The organism is Planobacterium oryzisoli (assembly GCF_015354315.1).
GTDB classification, from domain to species: domain Bacteria; phylum Bacteroidota; class Bacteroidia; order Flavobacteriales; family Weeksellaceae; genus Planobacterium_A; species Planobacterium_A oryzisoli.
Map to the genome: position 1 here is coordinate 42,318 of NZ_JADKYY010000009.1, position 14,467 is coordinate 56,784.

Below are 14,467 nucleotides of genomic sequence, written 5' to 3' on the forward strand. Positions count from 1 at the left end.
ACCGATAGAATCTATTCAAAATTCATTGTTAAAGGTAGTCTAAATCTATAACGAACCGTCTGTCCGTTCACCTTAGCCGGTTTCCATTTATTACGAATTCCTTTCACCGTTCTTTCCGCTTCGCGGTTAAAATCTGAATTGGACCCGTTTGCGGATACTTGCGTGATACTACCATCGCGCTCTACAACGAATGTAATTTCGGTTCTAAGTGTACCTTCTCCTCCAGACATTGCGGAAGTATCGAAATTATCAGCTACACGCTGACGGAAGGAATTTATTCCTCCAGGGAACTCCGCAACTTGTTCCACCTCTGTATATACTTCAGTTGTACTAACCGCTGGTTTTACCTCAACCGTTGCAGCCTTCGTACCTGTAGAAGGTGGCGGCGGTGGTGGCGTATAGGTTGGAGCTTTCACCCCTTCCTGGTTCACCAAACCTGTGGTTGTTTCCAACTGCTTAGTAATTGGCGGTGGTGGCGTCTCAACTTTAGGTGCCCGTTTAGGTTCAGGTACCACATTCTGTATGATTTCCACTTTTGGCTCCTCTTTAGGTGGCGGCGGCGGTGGCGGTGGTTCTTCTTCTTTTGGCTGCTCAATTATAGTTTCCTCTGGAATAATGTCAATTAGATTAGCACTTACCTCGGTTTTCTCCTTGGCATTCATCTGCTTAATCTTCATTACTACAAAAGGCGTTATTGCAACAACACAGAAAAGAACTGTTCCTAGTATGAAAGATCTAGTAAGAGTCTTGGAGTACTGTTTACGCAAGTCGTATGCGCCATACTCCTTATTTCTGTTTTCAAATACAATTTCATCTAATGTGAGATTCTTATTGTATGTGGTCTCGTCTGCCATTTAAATCTCTGTTTTCTAATTAATCTTATTGCTGACCCTCTGCAGGTTGCGTCGCCGTGGCTGCATTTCCTACTTTCTTATCATAAATAGCTTGCTCCCAAGGACGAATATCAGTGATACCGTACTGTTCACTTTTTGTAATAGCCATTTCATCTAACATGTCAACAAAATTCTTATATAAGGCCTCATCCGTCGGCTTGATAATCACCGTAAATTTACTTTGATCCTCAGCGTTGGCTTTTGCTTGCTGAATTATTTGTCTAATTCCTTCTCTATCCAATGTAGTCTCCAACATGTTGCCATCATTTAGGCCTGTTTGGTCCTGCTGATGATAGAAGATTCTATTGTCTTTACCAATGATAATTGATATCGAGTTACTTAATTTTATCTCAGTATCAGGTTTTGCTTGGTTCTCTTTCGGTTTCGCTGGTAATCCCAAATCCATTACATTCGGTTTATTGAAGGTTGTCACCAACATAAAGAATGTAATCAAAAGAAAGGCCAAATCCACCATCGGTGTTAAGTCTACGTGCGGTGGCTGCTTCTTGGAGCGTACCTTGCCACCTTTCCCACTTTGTTCTTTTACTTCTACTTCTGCCATTTCTTTCTAATTAGCTACTTCTTGATTCGTAATTAACCAAAACTTAAGAAAATCTATATCTCTTAACCCTTCAAACAAGCCTTTCACCCTGTCGTACTTGGTATTGGTATCTCCTTTGACTGCTAATTTATAATCGGGATTAACAGCAAGACTTTGCTGCACCCAATCTATAAGCTGTTTGTTCTCTTCGTCCATTGGCACACCTGGAGCTTTAAAGGCTTTCTGATCATCTTCCGAAAGGTTCAAATATCCTTTCAATTGATTCATCGGAACTCCTACAGCTTGAATTTTGGTAAAAGCAGCCTTTTCTTCATTAGTAAAGGAAGTACCGTATTTTTTAGCCATATTATCAAGCAACTTAATCCGTTCCGAACCGTTCTCTACTGGTGTAAAATAAAATCTACCATCATTAGTACTAAGAACTGTCATTAAACTGGAATCAGGAAGAAGCTTTTCAGAAATGGAAGACGGCGTAGTAATGTTCTCTACATCCGGCTTAGCAAACTGGGCGGTGAGGATAAAGAACGTGAGTAGTAGGAATGACACATCGGTCATTGCCGTCATATCTACTCGTATATTATGTCTTTTTGGTTTGACTCTCGCCATTATATCTATGTATTTATTTAAACTTCTATTTTTGGAGGTCAGTCCCGAAGGACTGACCTTACAGACACTATCTTAGTGGTGTTCTGCAAATGATTGTTGGATAGACATTGCGATTTCGTCGATCTTAAATGTCATTCCGTCAATCTTAGAAGTAAAATAGTTGTAAAGGATAATCGCTACTGCAGAAGTACCAATACCTAACGCTGTATTTACAAGTGCTTCAGAGATACCTACTGAAAGTTTCGCAGAGTCTGGAGTTCCTCCTCCTGAACCTAGAGCGGAGAATGCTGCAATCATACCAAGTACAGTTCCAAGAAGTGCAACTAGTGTTGCTACAGTTCCTAAAGTAGAAAGAATCATCATGTTCTTTTCAAGCATTGGCATTTCAAGTGTTGTAGCCTCTTCGATGGACTTGTTAAGAGCTACCATTTTTTGCTCTTTGTCCATTGTAGTATCTTTTGCAAGAGTTTTGTAGGAAACAAGACCTTCCTTAACTACATTACCTACAGTTCCTCTTTGGTTATCACACTCTTCGATTGCTTCATCAATTTTCCCTTCATTAAGAAGTCTTCTAATTCTAAGAACGAACTGATCAAGGTTACCTTTACCTTGTGCTTTATTAAGCATAATAGCACGCTCGATAGAGAAAACGATTACTACAATCATAAAAGAAATAAGGATTGGTACGATCACACCTCCCATGTAGATGATTCCCATAAATCCTTCAGGTAATAATTCAGACCTTTCAATGTCAGTGAATGCTACAGAACTCACCCCATCAATTCTTGGATCCGGCTTAAAATTGGCTGGACTACCCAAAACAAACCAATAAATACAAACCCCAACTACGAAAAGTAAAGGGAGAATTAAGGCAGGGTTTAAACCTCCTGCTTTTCTAGCAACTACTTGCTCCTCTGTGTTTGAAACATTCATTTCCATATTAAACTAAATTATAATTGTTATTTTTTTAATTTTTCGAGCGGTAAAATAAAGGCAAATTTTTTATTAATGCAAGTCTTTAAAGCATTCTTAATTATTTTTTTTCAATGTGAACCCGTGTTAACATTGTGAATTTCACAAAATATCAGTCTATTTTTGATAGGTGCACTGAGATATCTTAAAAAGAGTGACAAATTAAAAATCTGAGCAAGATATTTTGTTAAATCTTTAAAAAATAAAGGGTAAATCTCTGCGTTTAGATTACAATATTAATGATTTTTTTCGGAACGATGATGACCTTTTTAGCTGATTTTCCTCCTGTTTGGGCTTGTGTTCTATCGTCCTGAAATACGGCGTCCTGAATCTCTTCCATAGTGAAGGACGCAGGCAGTTTTAGCTTAAAACGCATTTTGCCGTTAAAACTTACTGGATATTCAAAATCATCCTCTTCTAGGTAACTTTCGTTCAGCAAAGGAAATGGGGCATAATCTACCGATTCGTCTTTACCAAGAAGGGCCCACAATTCCTCACATACATGTGGAGCATAGGGAGATAAGAGCACCACAAATGGCTCAAGAATTTCCCTTGAAGTACATTGCATTTTACTCAGTTCATTGACGGCAATCATAAATTGAGAAATGGAAGTGTTGAAAGAGAAATTTTCCAGATCCCAATTGATTTTTTTGATTAGGGTATGAAGGACTTTCAACTCCTGCTTTTGCGCGGGCTGATCACTAACTGCAAATTCATCCCCAGTAAAGAATAGATTGTAAAACTTCTTTAAGAATCCATAAACCCCACTCAATCCCTGCGTGTTCCATGGTTTGCTTTGTTCCAAAGGTCCTAAAAACATTTCGTACATCCTTAGACAGTCTGCTCCATACTGATCGCAAATTTCGTCCGGACTAACTACATTGAATTTGGATTTGGACATCTTCTCTACCTCTCTTTCAGTAATATATCTACCTTCCTCCAAGATAAACTCTGCATTCTGGAATTCAGGGCGCCATTTCTTGAACGCCTCTGTGTCCAATTCATCGCCTCCTCCTTTAAGAAGTGATACATCCACATGCAGTCGCTGGGTCGAATACCCCTCAGTCAAACCTTTGCTTACGAATGTATTGGTACCTTCTATACGGAAAACAAAAGCACTCATTCCCAATATCATTCCTTGGTTTATTACTTTTTTGAAAGGTTCGGTAAAATTAATATACCCGCGGTCGTTGAGAAACAGATTCCAGAAACGTGCATAGAGGAGATGCCCTGTGGCATGTTCACTACCACCAATATACAAATCAACCGAACGCCAATACTCCACCGCAGTTTTGGAAAAAGCTTCAGTGTCATTTGAGGGATCCATATAGCGCAGAAAATACCACGAACTTCCGGCCCAACCAGGCATTGTAGATAATTCCAATGGGAAAACATTAATTCCGTCCACTTCTTTTATAGGGACTATTTCCTGCAAATTCTCGTTCCAGGCAAACAGTTCCGCATTACCTAATGGAGGATCCCCGTCCGGCGTGGGCAGATATTTGTCCACTTCAGGCAATTCTAGAGGAAGAGCAGAAATCGGAAGCGTGTAGGGAATATCATCTTTATAATAAACAGGTACGGGCTCTCCCCAATAGCGCTGTCGGGAAAACACTGCGTCCCTTTGACGGAAATTAACACGCGCCTCTCCTTTGTTCTTCTCAGATAACTTGTCTATGACTGCATTTTTTGCTTCCTGAAAAGTTAGACCATTTAGAAAATCCGAGTTTTCACACACTGAATCTTTTGAGTCGTATGCTTCAAACTGTGTATCAGTGTCGGTGGCAATTACATTTGTGATGGGTAAATTAAATTTCTTTGCAAATCGATGGTCTCTTTCATCATGCGCAGGTACTGCCATAACAGCTCCTGTACCATATCCCATAAGCACGTAATCCGATATATATACAGGTAACCGAGTACCATTGAACGGATGAATTGCATAGGTGCCAGTAAATGCCCCTGTAACATTCTTTACGTCAGACATTCTATCCCTTTCGGTTTTCTGGGATGTCAGCTCCTTATACTGCTGTACATCCTGGGCATTGGCAGGCAATGTCAAATGATCTACTAGAGGATGCTCGGGCGCAATAACTAGAAAGGTAGCCCCAAATATTGTATCAGGGCGTGTGGTAAACACACTGATAGATTCTTCACATTCAGTGTCAAAATGAACCGTGGCACCAATGGATTTTCCAATCCAATATTCCTGTGCATCCTTAAGAGGCTGCGGCCAATCTAAATTATTCAGACCTTCTAATAACCTCTCCGAATATGCAGTTATTCTCATTGACCACTGCATCATCTTCTTTTGCACCACTGGATAGCCTCCACGTTCGGATTTACCGTCCTTTATTTCGTCGTTTGCCAGCACCGTTCCTAATTCCGGACACCAGTTAACAAACGTTTCTGCTCTATAAGCAAGTCTATAATTTAGCAAAATATCCTGACGGTCCTTTTCACTGGCATCTCTCCATTCCTGGGCACCAAATTCCAACACTTCACTTTGGTGGGCACGCAGTGCTTCAGTTCCGTACTTATCAAAATGGGCAACAAGGGTGGTTATGTGCTCGGCTTTGTCCGTATCTAGATTATACCAGGAGTTAAACAACTCAATAAATATCCATTGTGTCCATTTATAATAACTGGGATCCGATGTCTTTATTTCTCTACTCCAGTCAAATGAAAAACCGATTCTTTTTAACTGCTGCTCGTAGCGCTGGATATTCTCCGCTGTAGTTTTTGCAGGATGCTTCCCCGTTTGAATAGCGTATTGTTCTGCAGGAAGACCAAAGGAGTCATACCCTATCGGATGTAGTACATTAAACCCTTGATGTCTCTTATATCGGGCAATAATATCCGAAGCAATGTATCCAAGTGGATGACCTACATGCAATCCTGCACCAGAGGGATAGGGAAACATGTCCAGGACATAGTATTTCTCCTTTGTTGAAGTGTTCTCGCTTTTAAACGTTTGTTTTTCCTCCCAGAACTTCTGCCACTTTCGTTCAATTTTTAAATGATCGTAGAACATATTATCGCTTTATCTTTTAGTATGAAATTTCGCAAATTTAGGCTTTTTACTAATTAAAGTACTCCCTTGGCTTAGATAATACACGCTTTAAATACCATTGTTGTACCTTGCAATAATATGCTCAACAATTCTCTTTGTGGCCTCAGGCTGGCTTTCAATGAAGGTATGTGCATTTTTTGAAATTTCTTCTCTCTTTTTGGAATCTTTAAGTAGCATTTTAATATACGACGCCAATTTTTGCGTGGTCTCAAAACTTTGACCGCCACCTTGCTTAATAAGTGCATCCGCTTCAGGATTTTTAGTGTATTTGTTACCAAAAAGCGTGGGTATTCCAAAAACAGCTGCCTCAAGAATATTGTGTAATCCCTGTGAGTGGAAACCTCCACCCACTACTGCAATTTGAGCCCCCGCATATAAAGTTGATAGATATCCAATATTATCAACTACCAAGACTTCGGCCCGCTCTAATTTATCTTTATTTAAATATTTTGCTTGACTAAATAAAAGTGCATTAGGAAATTTAGCATATATCCTATCAACTCTTCTTAAGTCGTGTGGGGCAATTATAAGTTTGCATGGCGTTTTGGTCTGAAGAAGCATTTCCCCAACTTCTTCTTCTGCCTCCCAACTGCTCCCAAAAATAATAACGGGTAGCTCGGTTGCGAAGCTAGAAACAAAATCCGGTACTACAGCAACCGAAGCACGCTCGCGTACACGATCAAAGCGCGTATCCCCTGCTATGGACGATTGGGATAGACCGATAGTGCGGGCCAGTGCATAGGAGTGCTTATTTTGGTGAAAGAACCACGATACGTTCTCTTTGAGCTGCTTGCGAAACCAATTACCATAAGGCTTAAAGAATATCTGTCGTTCGTAAAAGTAAGAGGATATAACATAAACAGGAACGCTCTTCTTTGCAAGTTCAGAAAGGAGATTATACCAAAATTCGTATTTAACACTGATAAATAAGACTGTATTAAAGCAACTGACAAAGTCTTTAATTTCTCTTGTGGTATCAAAAGGCAAATAACATACTACATCCGCCAGACGATCTCGTCGCACTACATTATCGTACCCAGAAGGGGAGAAAAAGGTGATAAGAATCTTGTGGTCAGAAAAAGTTTGCGCTAGTTTTTTTAATACAGGCAAACCCTGTTCATATTCACCCAAACTAGCAGCATGCATCCAAATCACTTTATCTTTAAGTGTAAATGCTTCCCTCACTTTTACATAACTCTGGCGGCGACCCGCAAGACCACGTTTTAATTTAAACTGAAAAAAAGCACCTAAGCGAAAAAATAATCGCAGTGCTTGAATGGCCAGATTATATATAAATTTCATTTTTTAGGGTGCACTATATTTGTATTGCAAAACGCAATTTGTGCGTATGGCGGCCCATTGCGTCACTAAAAATACCCGCATTATCTAATCGGTCTATTTTCACCACTCCATCTACATGCACTATCAATTCAGAACTGATTAAGATGCCTACATGGTTAATCCGGCCGTCGGAGTCCTCAAAAAAAGCCATATCCCCAGGTTGTGCCTCTGCCAAAAAAGTATAGGGATGTCCTATCATTGCCTGCTGGGGCACATTCCGTGGAATTGATTTTCCATGCACTTTGTATACAAGCTGCACAAATGCCGCAGAATCTATTCCAAACGCGCTTCGGCCTCCTGTTAATTCGGGAACCTGCAATAGTTCTTTAGCGGTATCCACAATAGTACGTTCCCGACTATCTATAGTTCCAGCGAATGAATTCGTAGAGGGCTCCGACCCCATACTTAGCAGTAAATCCCCATTTGCTGTTTTTAGCGAAACATATTTATCGTGAATCATCTCCCTGACATGCGGGATTTCAGATTTAACAAGCTGCGAAGACAATACCCACCCTGGGGTTCCGTCAAACAAATGTGTACCGTAGGCCCAACGACCTTCCAGCTGCTCCACAGCAAATTTTTCTCCATACAGAAGCTGAGTAATGAGCGGCGATTCATCCGTTGGCTCAAGTTTCATGGAAGCAACACTTACATTGCAATAACTAGCGTTCATCTGGTACAATCTCTATTTTCGACGAAGTAAATTTATTCCGTCACGTAATGGTAAAATCACATTATCGAAGTGGGAATCTTTGCTAACAGCAGCGTTCAACTCTTGAATTGCCCGGGTGGATTCCAGTTTGGGTTTTTCCTCCAAAACCTTCCCATACCAAAGTACATTATCAAACAACAAAACAGAACCTGAATGTGTTAATGGCTTTAGAAGTTGGAAATAATTGAGATAATTCTCTTTGTCCGCATCTATAAAAACCAAATCGAATTTTGTCTCAATATTTTGCAAGTAATTCATTGCATTGGTTTTCTTGAACTCGATATGATTACGGTATTCAGATTCATGAAAGTATTTTTCAGCGATTAGCGCAGTATCCTCATTTTTATCCAAAGTAGTAATTTTACCAGCAGACGCGAGCCCTTCCGCAAGACATAGTGTAGAATATCCTGTAAAGGTTCCAATTTCCAAAATACTGGAAGGCGCTAGAATCTTGGAAATAAGAGATAATAGCCTGCCCTGTAAATACCCCGAAATCATGTGGGGCTGCGTTGTCTTCTGATAGGTTTCCTTCCGAAGTCTCTTTAGTATATCTGGTTCTGCAGAGGCATGCGATTCTAAATACCTGTCCATATCCGGCAATTGCTCTTCAAAAAAACTCATTTGGGTTGTTTTGGTCAAAATTAGTTAATTTTTTATTGCTCTATGACGCTCGGTCACCCATTATCTAATTTGGTGAAATACATTGTATCTTTGTATAGAAATTAATTCCATGCTCAATTCTCCCAATTTCCTTACGGCTATAAGCAGTCTCGATCCGGTGTGGAAGGACCATACTTTTCTATTGGCGTTAAGCGGAGGGTCGGATTCCATGGCGCTTGCTCATTTATTTAAGAACATTGGAGCTAAGTTTCAAATAGCACATGTTAATTATAAGCTTCGGAACATCGAATCCGAGAAAGACCAGCAGGTGGTCGAGAACTTCTGCACTAAGCATAATATAAATTTCCACTTACGCGAAATAGCAGATTCCGAAAAGCCATTGAATAGCTCTATTCAAATATGGGCAAGAGAGCTGCGCTACGACTATTTTAAAGATGTATTAAAACGGCAAGGCTTGGATTTTATCGTTACCGCACACCATCTGAACGATCAACTAGAGACTTTCATAATAAATTTGACCCGTGGGACTGGACTAAAAGGACTTTGTGGGATTCCCGCAGCACGGGAGAACATTCTCAGGCCCCTTCTTAACTTTACCAAAGACGACATTTACCTTTATGTTCGTACAGAAGGAATTGAATTTCGCGAAGATCTTTCCAACCAAAAAAACACCTACCTACGAAACAGGGTGCGCAACAAAATAATCCCTGAATTAGTGAACTTAAGTACGCACTTTTACCAGAGTTTTACAGAGACAATCAATATACTCAATCAGCATCAAAACTTCATTGACGAACATGCAACCCAAGTTTTAAGGGATATAACGCTTGAGTCTGGCGCAAGGCACATTGTATTTGACCGGGCTAAATTCGACAGTCAACATTCTCTTTTGCAGAGAGAAATCCTACTTAAGTTAGGGTTTCCAGAATCCGTGGAACATCAAAAAATCATCAGCGCGGAATCTGGTAGCATATTTAGCAACAAGGAATTTATACTGGTAAAAGAAAGCGCACATTACACCTATTACCACCGCTCAATTGAAAATACTGCACCGGTTCAAACTTGGGAAGCACAGGTTATTGACGGAAAAATTGTAGTACCTGATGCAGTTCTTAACGAATCGTTGGAACTTGGCTCTTGCCAATGGACAATTGACTTAAAGAAATCCCATACACCCTTAAGGTTTAGAAGGATCCAAGCCTCCGACCGCATATTTCCTATTGGAATGAGTGGCTCCAAAAACGCAACAAAATTCTTAAAGGATAAAAAAATCCCTATTTTAGCGCGGTCAAAATATTGGGTCTTGATAGATCAAAAGGAACAAATCATTGGAATCGTACCCCTCCAACAAGACCGACGGTTTTTGGCCCTCGAGAGTTCGGAGGCGGTCGCTTTACAAATTACCCCTAAAAATGAAGATTAAATCACTACTATTATTCCTACTTTGTATATTCTCTTTTAGCACTGGCCAGATTAAAGATCCTGTAAAACTCAGTCTTGAAATCGCTACACTTGGCACCAACGAATATGAGGCTACTATCACAGCAGTACTCGAGCCCGGTTGGCATATTTATTCAAAAGATCTCCCTCCCGACTCTGGTATTCCTACTGAAATGCTCCTTAGTTCGGCACAAGGAATCGAGAAAATCGGAAGTGTACGTGAAGTAGGTAAAAAGATAGATGAATTCAGTGAGGCTTTCGGAGTACAAATTGTATACTACTCCAAGAAAGCGCTTTTTAAGCAAAAGTTTCGCCTTAAAACCCCAGACAAACCCGCAGAGATTGCAGTAGAGTTCACCTACCAAACCTGCAACGATAGGGTCTGTTTAGCTCCTAATACCATTGAATTCGAACGAAAAATTGCCGTGGTTTCGAAACCAGAACTAGACGTGGAACCGGCAACTGCGGAAACTAAAGCTGATAGTTTCGTTACCCCTATAGACTCCACTGTAGTATCTGCCTTGCCGGCAGATAGTGTAAACCTCTCGGCCGAAAAACTAGATCCCCGTCAATTAAAAATAGCCTCGTTAGATTTTCAAAAGCCTCTCACGGATTGCGGTGAGGCGCCAAGGGAACACAACGAAAATTATTGGTCGTATCTGCTATTAGGACTTCTTGGTGGATTCATAGCTCTTTTAACACCTTGTGTATTTCCGATGATTCCTTTGACAGTATCCTACTTTACAAAGAGTTCAATGGACAAAAATAAGGGGAAAAGGGACGCTATTCTTTACGGACTTTTCATTCTACTAATCTTTGTGCTTTTAAGCATTCCCTTTCACGTGGTCGACGGAATAGCTGGAAATATTTTTAATGAGATTTCCACTTCGGTTTGGCTAAACCTTGTCTTTTTCATAGTATTTATTGCTTTTGCTTTAAGTTTCTTCGGATATTACGATATCACACTTCCTAGTTCCATAGCTAACAGATCTTCCAAGGCAGAGCAAGCTGGTGGTCTGATTGGCATCTTCTTTATGGCACTTACCCTGGTCATTGTCTCATTCTCTTGTACTGGACCCATTTTAGGCAGCTTACTAGGTAGTGCGGTAACCGGATCCTCGGATGTTCCGATGCTACTCACCTTTGCATTAACTGGTTTTGGCCTCTCCTGGGCCTTGGTATTTGGTCTACTGGCTTTATTCCCTCAAGCTCTACAAAATTTACCAAAGTCAGGAGGTTGGATGAATACAGTAAAAGTATCACTTGGGTTTATTGAGCTTGCACTTGCTCTAAAATTCCTGTCAAAGGCAGACTTGGTATCAAAAACGTTCTTTCTCAAGCGCGAACTATTCATTGTATTATGGATTTTGATTGCACTGGGTTTACTCTTGTACCTATTTGGAATCATAAGGTTTCCACACGACGACAAAAAACAAAAAATCTCGGCGCCCCGTAAAGCAATGGGTGTGCTGGTATTTGGTTTTATCATTTACTTGGTGCAGGGTCTTTTTCCTGCAGAGAGACCGAAATTGCAGTTACTTTCAGGGATTCTACCTCCACTTAATGTAAGTTACACGCATAATCCAGAAGATGGGATACTTGGAATGCATCCCATCCATGATTTCTTTGAGGCATTAGAGGTCGCTAAGAAAGAGAACAAACCCGTTTTGATAGACTTTACTGGTTATGGCTGTGAGAACTGTCGAAAAATGGAAGAATTTGTATGGAGCGAGCCCGATATACTTCCAATACTACAAAATGATGTTATCCTTGCTTCACTTTATGTTGATGATAAAGAAGCACTACCTGAAAGTGAACAGTTTCGTGTAGACATGGGTGAAGGCCAAATGAAAAGGATTAAGACGATTGGTGACCGTTGGAGTATGTTTCAGCAAATTAATTTCAATAACAATTCACAACCGCACTACGTGCTAGTAACCCCAGAAGGTAAGGTAATCAATCATCCGGTATCGGGATATATGTCTAAGGAAGAATTTAAGCGCTTTTTAGATTGCGGTATAGGTTACTTTAAAAATAAAGAATAGTCGGTATGCAGCCAATCAAAGCCTCTGTACCACCTTTGCATTATTCTGTCGCGGGAACGGGCACTGTGGATGTGGTACTGCTTCACGGATTCTTAGAAAGCAGTAGCATATGGAAATACCTTATACCTCTTTTTGACCCCTCATTTAGAGTTATTTTAATTGATTTGCCTGGGCACGGGAATTCCCCTACAGAAAAAGGTGAGCATACAATAGAAGAGATGGGGCATCGGGTCTATGCAACATTAAAAGAAATTGGTGTAAACCGCTTCCACCTTATCGGCCACTCGATGGGTGGCTATATTGCCCTAGCCATAGCAGAAACCTATGCATCAGAGATCCGCACCCTGACCTTGCTGTTCTCTACATACAAAGCCGATTCCCCTGAGAAAAAAATTATACGTGAAAAAAGTGTGGAGGTAATGAAATCGGATTTTGACAGGTTTGTCGAGCTTGGAGTTCCTAACCTTTTTGGTTCGTATGCTAAGAAGGCGCAGGAGCAACGCATTCAGTGGGCAAAAGAAATAGCATTACAAACCTCCACACAAGGTGCAATTACCGCTACAAAAGCGATGATGCAAAGACCTGATCGCCGAGATATAGCTCTACAGCTTGGATCTAATTTACTTGTTTTACTCGGAAAAGAAGATTCTGCTATAAATTCAGAGGAGCTACTTTTAGAACTCGAACCAACTGAGGCAAGAACCCATCTGTTATCCTGCGGACATAATGGACATATAGAGCTTCCGGAGCAGTGCGCAAGGATACTAAATGCAGAATTGTTGGTTTAGTCGGAGTCACTCGCTTGAAGAGAAGGCTCATCCTCTATAATCCTCTGGAAGTCTGCCACGGTAGACTCTAACGTCTTATAATATTTACCTCCGGCGGCATTAATATGCCCCCCTCCGTTAAAGTGCTTCCTGGAAAACTGATTAACATCTAGATCGTCTTTGGAGCGGAAAGAAATTTTGATAAAGTCTTCGTATAAATCTTCCATAAAAAAAGCAGCCATCTTTACTCCCTGTATGCTAAGACCATAGTTTACAAAACCTTCTGTGTCTCCTTTCTCAAAACCATAAGTTCGTAACTCATCTCTTGTGAGTGTAAGTATGGCTACTTGTCCATCGGCTGCAAGTTCCATTCGACCCAATATAAGTCCCAGTAATTTGAATCGGGATAATGTGTTAGTGTCCCATGTACTGGATGCAATCATTGAAGGTTCTGCACCTTTCTCTATAAGGTCTGCTACTACCCTATGCGTCTGTGCTGAGGTGGATCTGAAGCGGAAACCTCCAGTATCGGTCATAATTCCACAGTAAAGACATTGGGCTGCTTGCAGGTCAATATGCTCCTTTGCACCAAGTGCATCCGCAAAATTATAAATCATTTGACAGGTTGCCGGTTGTGTTGTATCGGAATACACGTAGTCAAATGCGTCAGGCATTTGATGGTGATCAATTAAAATCTTAATTGAATTACTGTTTGTAATCCAAGGTGCCATCAAATCTCCGCTGCGCTGCGGTGAATTAAAATCCAAAATGAATAATACATCCGCACTTTGAAGTATTTCCCTTGCTTTTTTACGTTTATAATCTGCAATAGTTATCTTCTTTGCCTCCGGCATCCATTTTAGAAACTTAGGAAAATCATTGGGAACAACTACATCCGCCTCCACTCCATAATTACGTAATATATGCTTTAGGCCAAGCGAAGAACCAATGGCATCTCCATCGGGATTATAATGGGTCACTATTACCACTTTGTTCTCCTTACAAAGCAGAGACCTGATTTCATCCAAATTCTGGGGTGTAAACATCGTACTCATTTATGCAAAGTTAAACTATTGTATTTTCGTACCCAACATACAAACGACATTACACAACTTCAAATGATTGGTAGCACCTTGTTGGGAGGTCATTCAACTAGATAAGAATGAATATTTTAAATATATATTTGTACGATATAAATTATTTTGTATTTTTGCAGTCTTAAAATTAATAGAAGAGTTTTACACTAAAGATATTAGAAATGAGCAAAAGAACATTCCAGCCATCGGAAAGAAAGAAAAGAAACAAGCACGGTTTCAGAGAAAGAATGTCTACACCTAACGGAAGAAGAGTGTTGGCTGCAAGAAGAGCTAAAGGCAGAAAGAGTTTGACCGTTAGTGCAGCACGCGCTAAGAGATAATTCAATCTATTATCATAT

General features: G+C 40.4%; 13 protein-coding genes. 4 read left to right on the forward strand and 9 right to left on the reverse strand.

Features of this window, described 5'->3' with window-relative positions:
* Positions 1 to 11: 11 nt before the first annotated feature.
* From IC612_RS07815 to IC612_RS07850, 8 genes are all read right to left on the reverse strand, one after another.
* Complete coding sequence (locus tag IC612_RS07815) at positions 12 to 854, reverse strand: energy transducer TonB (RefSeq protein ID WP_194739629.1); 843 nt, start codon at positions 852 to 854, stop codon at positions 12 to 14.
* A 25-nt stretch (positions 855 to 879) separates the two neighbouring features.
* A complete protein-coding gene (locus IC612_RS07820; protein ID WP_194739630.1) occupies positions 880 to 1,455 on the reverse strand; it encodes an ExbD/TolR family protein in 576 nt (191 codons plus the stop codon).
* Between the two features lie 6 nt (positions 1,456 to 1,461).
* On the reverse strand, positions 1,462 to 2,061 hold the full coding sequence (locus IC612_RS07825) for an ExbD/TolR family protein (RefSeq protein WP_194739631.1): 600 nt from the start codon (positions 2,059 to 2,061) through the stop codon (positions 1,462 to 1,464).
* A 72-nt stretch (positions 2,062 to 2,133) separates the two neighbouring features.
* On the reverse strand, positions 2,134 to 3,000 hold the full coding sequence (locus IC612_RS07830) for a MotA/TolQ/ExbB proton channel family protein (protein WP_194739632.1): 867 nt from the start codon (positions 2,998 to 3,000) through the stop codon (positions 2,134 to 2,136).
* Between the two features lie 256 nt (positions 3,001 to 3,256).
* Positions 3,257 to 6,067 (reverse strand): leucine--tRNA ligase, encoded by a 2,811-nt coding sequence (gene leuS, locus IC612_RS07835; RefSeq protein ID WP_194739633.1) that lies wholly within the window; start codon positions 6,065 to 6,067, stop codon positions 3,257 to 3,259.
* A gap of 87 nt (positions 6,068 to 6,154) precedes the next feature.
* Positions 6,155 to 7,408, reverse strand: a complete 1,254-nt coding sequence (locus tag IC612_RS07840; RefSeq protein WP_194739634.1) for a 3-deoxy-D-manno-octulosonic acid transferase — start codon at positions 7,406 to 7,408, stop codon at positions 6,155 to 6,157.
* A gap of 13 nt (positions 7,409 to 7,421) precedes the next feature.
* Positions 7,422 to 8,120: a C40 family peptidase gene (locus IC612_RS07845; RefSeq protein ID WP_194739635.1), complete on the reverse strand. Its 699-nt coding sequence runs from the start codon at positions 8,118 to 8,120 to the stop codon at positions 7,422 to 7,424.
* 12 nt (positions 8,121 to 8,132) lie between these two features.
* A complete protein-coding gene (locus IC612_RS07850) occupies positions 8,133 to 8,780 on the reverse strand; it encodes an O-methyltransferase (RefSeq protein ID WP_194739636.1) in 648 nt (215 codons plus the stop codon).
* 109 nt (positions 8,781 to 8,889) lie between these two features.
* Between IC612_RS07850 and tilS the strand changes: the two genes are divergently transcribed.
* The 3 genes from tilS to IC612_RS07865 are packed head-to-tail and all read left to right on the forward strand — an operon-like array spanning position 8,890 to position 13,053.
* Complete coding sequence (gene tilS, locus IC612_RS07855; RefSeq protein WP_194739637.1) at positions 8,890 to 10,203, forward strand: tRNA lysidine(34) synthetase TilS; 1,314 nt, start codon at positions 8,890 to 8,892, stop codon at positions 10,201 to 10,203.
* Positions 10,193 to 12,265, forward strand: coding sequence for a cytochrome c biogenesis protein CcdA (locus IC612_RS07860; protein WP_194739638.1), 2,073 nt, complete (start codon positions 10,193 to 10,195; stop codon positions 12,263 to 12,265). The genes tilS and IC612_RS07860 overlap by 11 nt, the downstream gene beginning before the upstream one ends.
* 5 nt (positions 12,266 to 12,270) lie before the next feature.
* Positions 12,271 to 13,053: an alpha/beta fold hydrolase gene (locus IC612_RS07865; protein ID WP_194739639.1), complete on the forward strand. Its 783-nt coding sequence runs from the start codon at positions 12,271 to 12,273 to the stop codon at positions 13,051 to 13,053.
* On the opposite strand, the gene IC612_RS07870 is transcribed toward IC612_RS07865, so the two are convergent.
* Positions 13,050 to 14,078, reverse strand: a complete 1,029-nt coding sequence (locus tag IC612_RS07870; protein WP_194739677.1) for a DHH family phosphoesterase — start codon at positions 14,076 to 14,078, stop codon at positions 13,050 to 13,052. The two genes, IC612_RS07865 and IC612_RS07870, sit on opposite strands and share 4 nt — an antisense overlap.
* Before the next feature lie 212 nt (positions 14,079 to 14,290).
* Between IC612_RS07870 and rpmH the strand changes: the two genes are divergently transcribed.
* Positions 14,291 to 14,449, forward strand: a complete 159-nt coding sequence (gene rpmH / locus IC612_RS07875) for a 50S ribosomal protein L34 (RefSeq protein WP_034701860.1) — start codon at positions 14,291 to 14,293, stop codon at positions 14,447 to 14,449.
* Positions 14,450 to 14,467 lie beyond the last annotated feature (18 nt).

Excerpts from the sequence above, each read along its gene's own strand:
- IC612_RS07870 (WP_194739677.1), bottom strand. The coding sequence starts at position 14,078 with ATGTTTACACCCCAGAATTTGGATGAAATCAGGTCTCTGCTTTGTAAG.
- IC612_RS07820 (WP_194739630.1), bottom strand. The coding sequence starts at position 1,455 with ATGGCAGAAGTAGAAGTAAAAGAACAAAGTGGGAAAGGTGGCAAGGTA.
- IC612_RS07860 (WP_194739638.1), top strand. The coding sequence starts at position 10,193 with ATGAAGATTAAATCACTACTATTATTCCTACTTTGTATATTCTCTTTT.
- IC612_RS07815 (WP_194739629.1), bottom strand. The coding sequence starts at position 854 with ATGGCAGACGAGACCACATACAATAAGAATCTCACATTAGATGAAATT.
- IC612_RS07865 (WP_194739639.1), top strand. The coding sequence starts at position 12,271 with ATGCAGCCAATCAAAGCCTCTGTACCACCTTTGCATTATTCTGTCGCG.
- tilS (WP_194739637.1), top strand. The coding sequence starts at position 8,890 with ATGCTCAATTCTCCCAATTTCCTTACGGCTATAAGCAGTCTCGATCCG.
- IC612_RS07845 (WP_194739635.1), bottom strand. The coding sequence starts at position 8,120 with ATGAACGCTAGTTATTGCAATGTAAGTGTTGCTTCCATGAAACTTGAG.
- IC612_RS07850 (WP_194739636.1), bottom strand. The coding sequence starts at position 8,780 with ATGAGTTTTTTTGAAGAGCAATTGCCGGATATGGACAGGTATTTAGAA.
- IC612_RS07830 (WP_194739632.1), bottom strand. The coding sequence starts at position 3,000 with ATGGAAATGAATGTTTCAAACACAGAGGAGCAAGTAGTTGCTAGAAAA.
- IC612_RS07840 (WP_194739634.1), bottom strand. The coding sequence starts at position 7,408 with ATGAAATTTATATATAATCTGGCCATTCAAGCACTGCGATTATTTTTT.
- leuS (WP_194739633.1), bottom strand. The coding sequence starts at position 6,067 with ATGTTCTACGATCATTTAAAAATTGAACGAAAGTGGCAGAAGTTCTGG.
- rpmH (WP_034701860.1), top strand. The coding sequence starts at position 14,291 with ATGAGCAAAAGAACATTCCAGCCATCGGAAAGAAAGAAAAGAAACAAG.
- IC612_RS07825 (WP_194739631.1), bottom strand. The coding sequence starts at position 2,061 with ATGGCGAGAGTCAAACCAAAAAGACATAATATACGAGTAGATATGACG.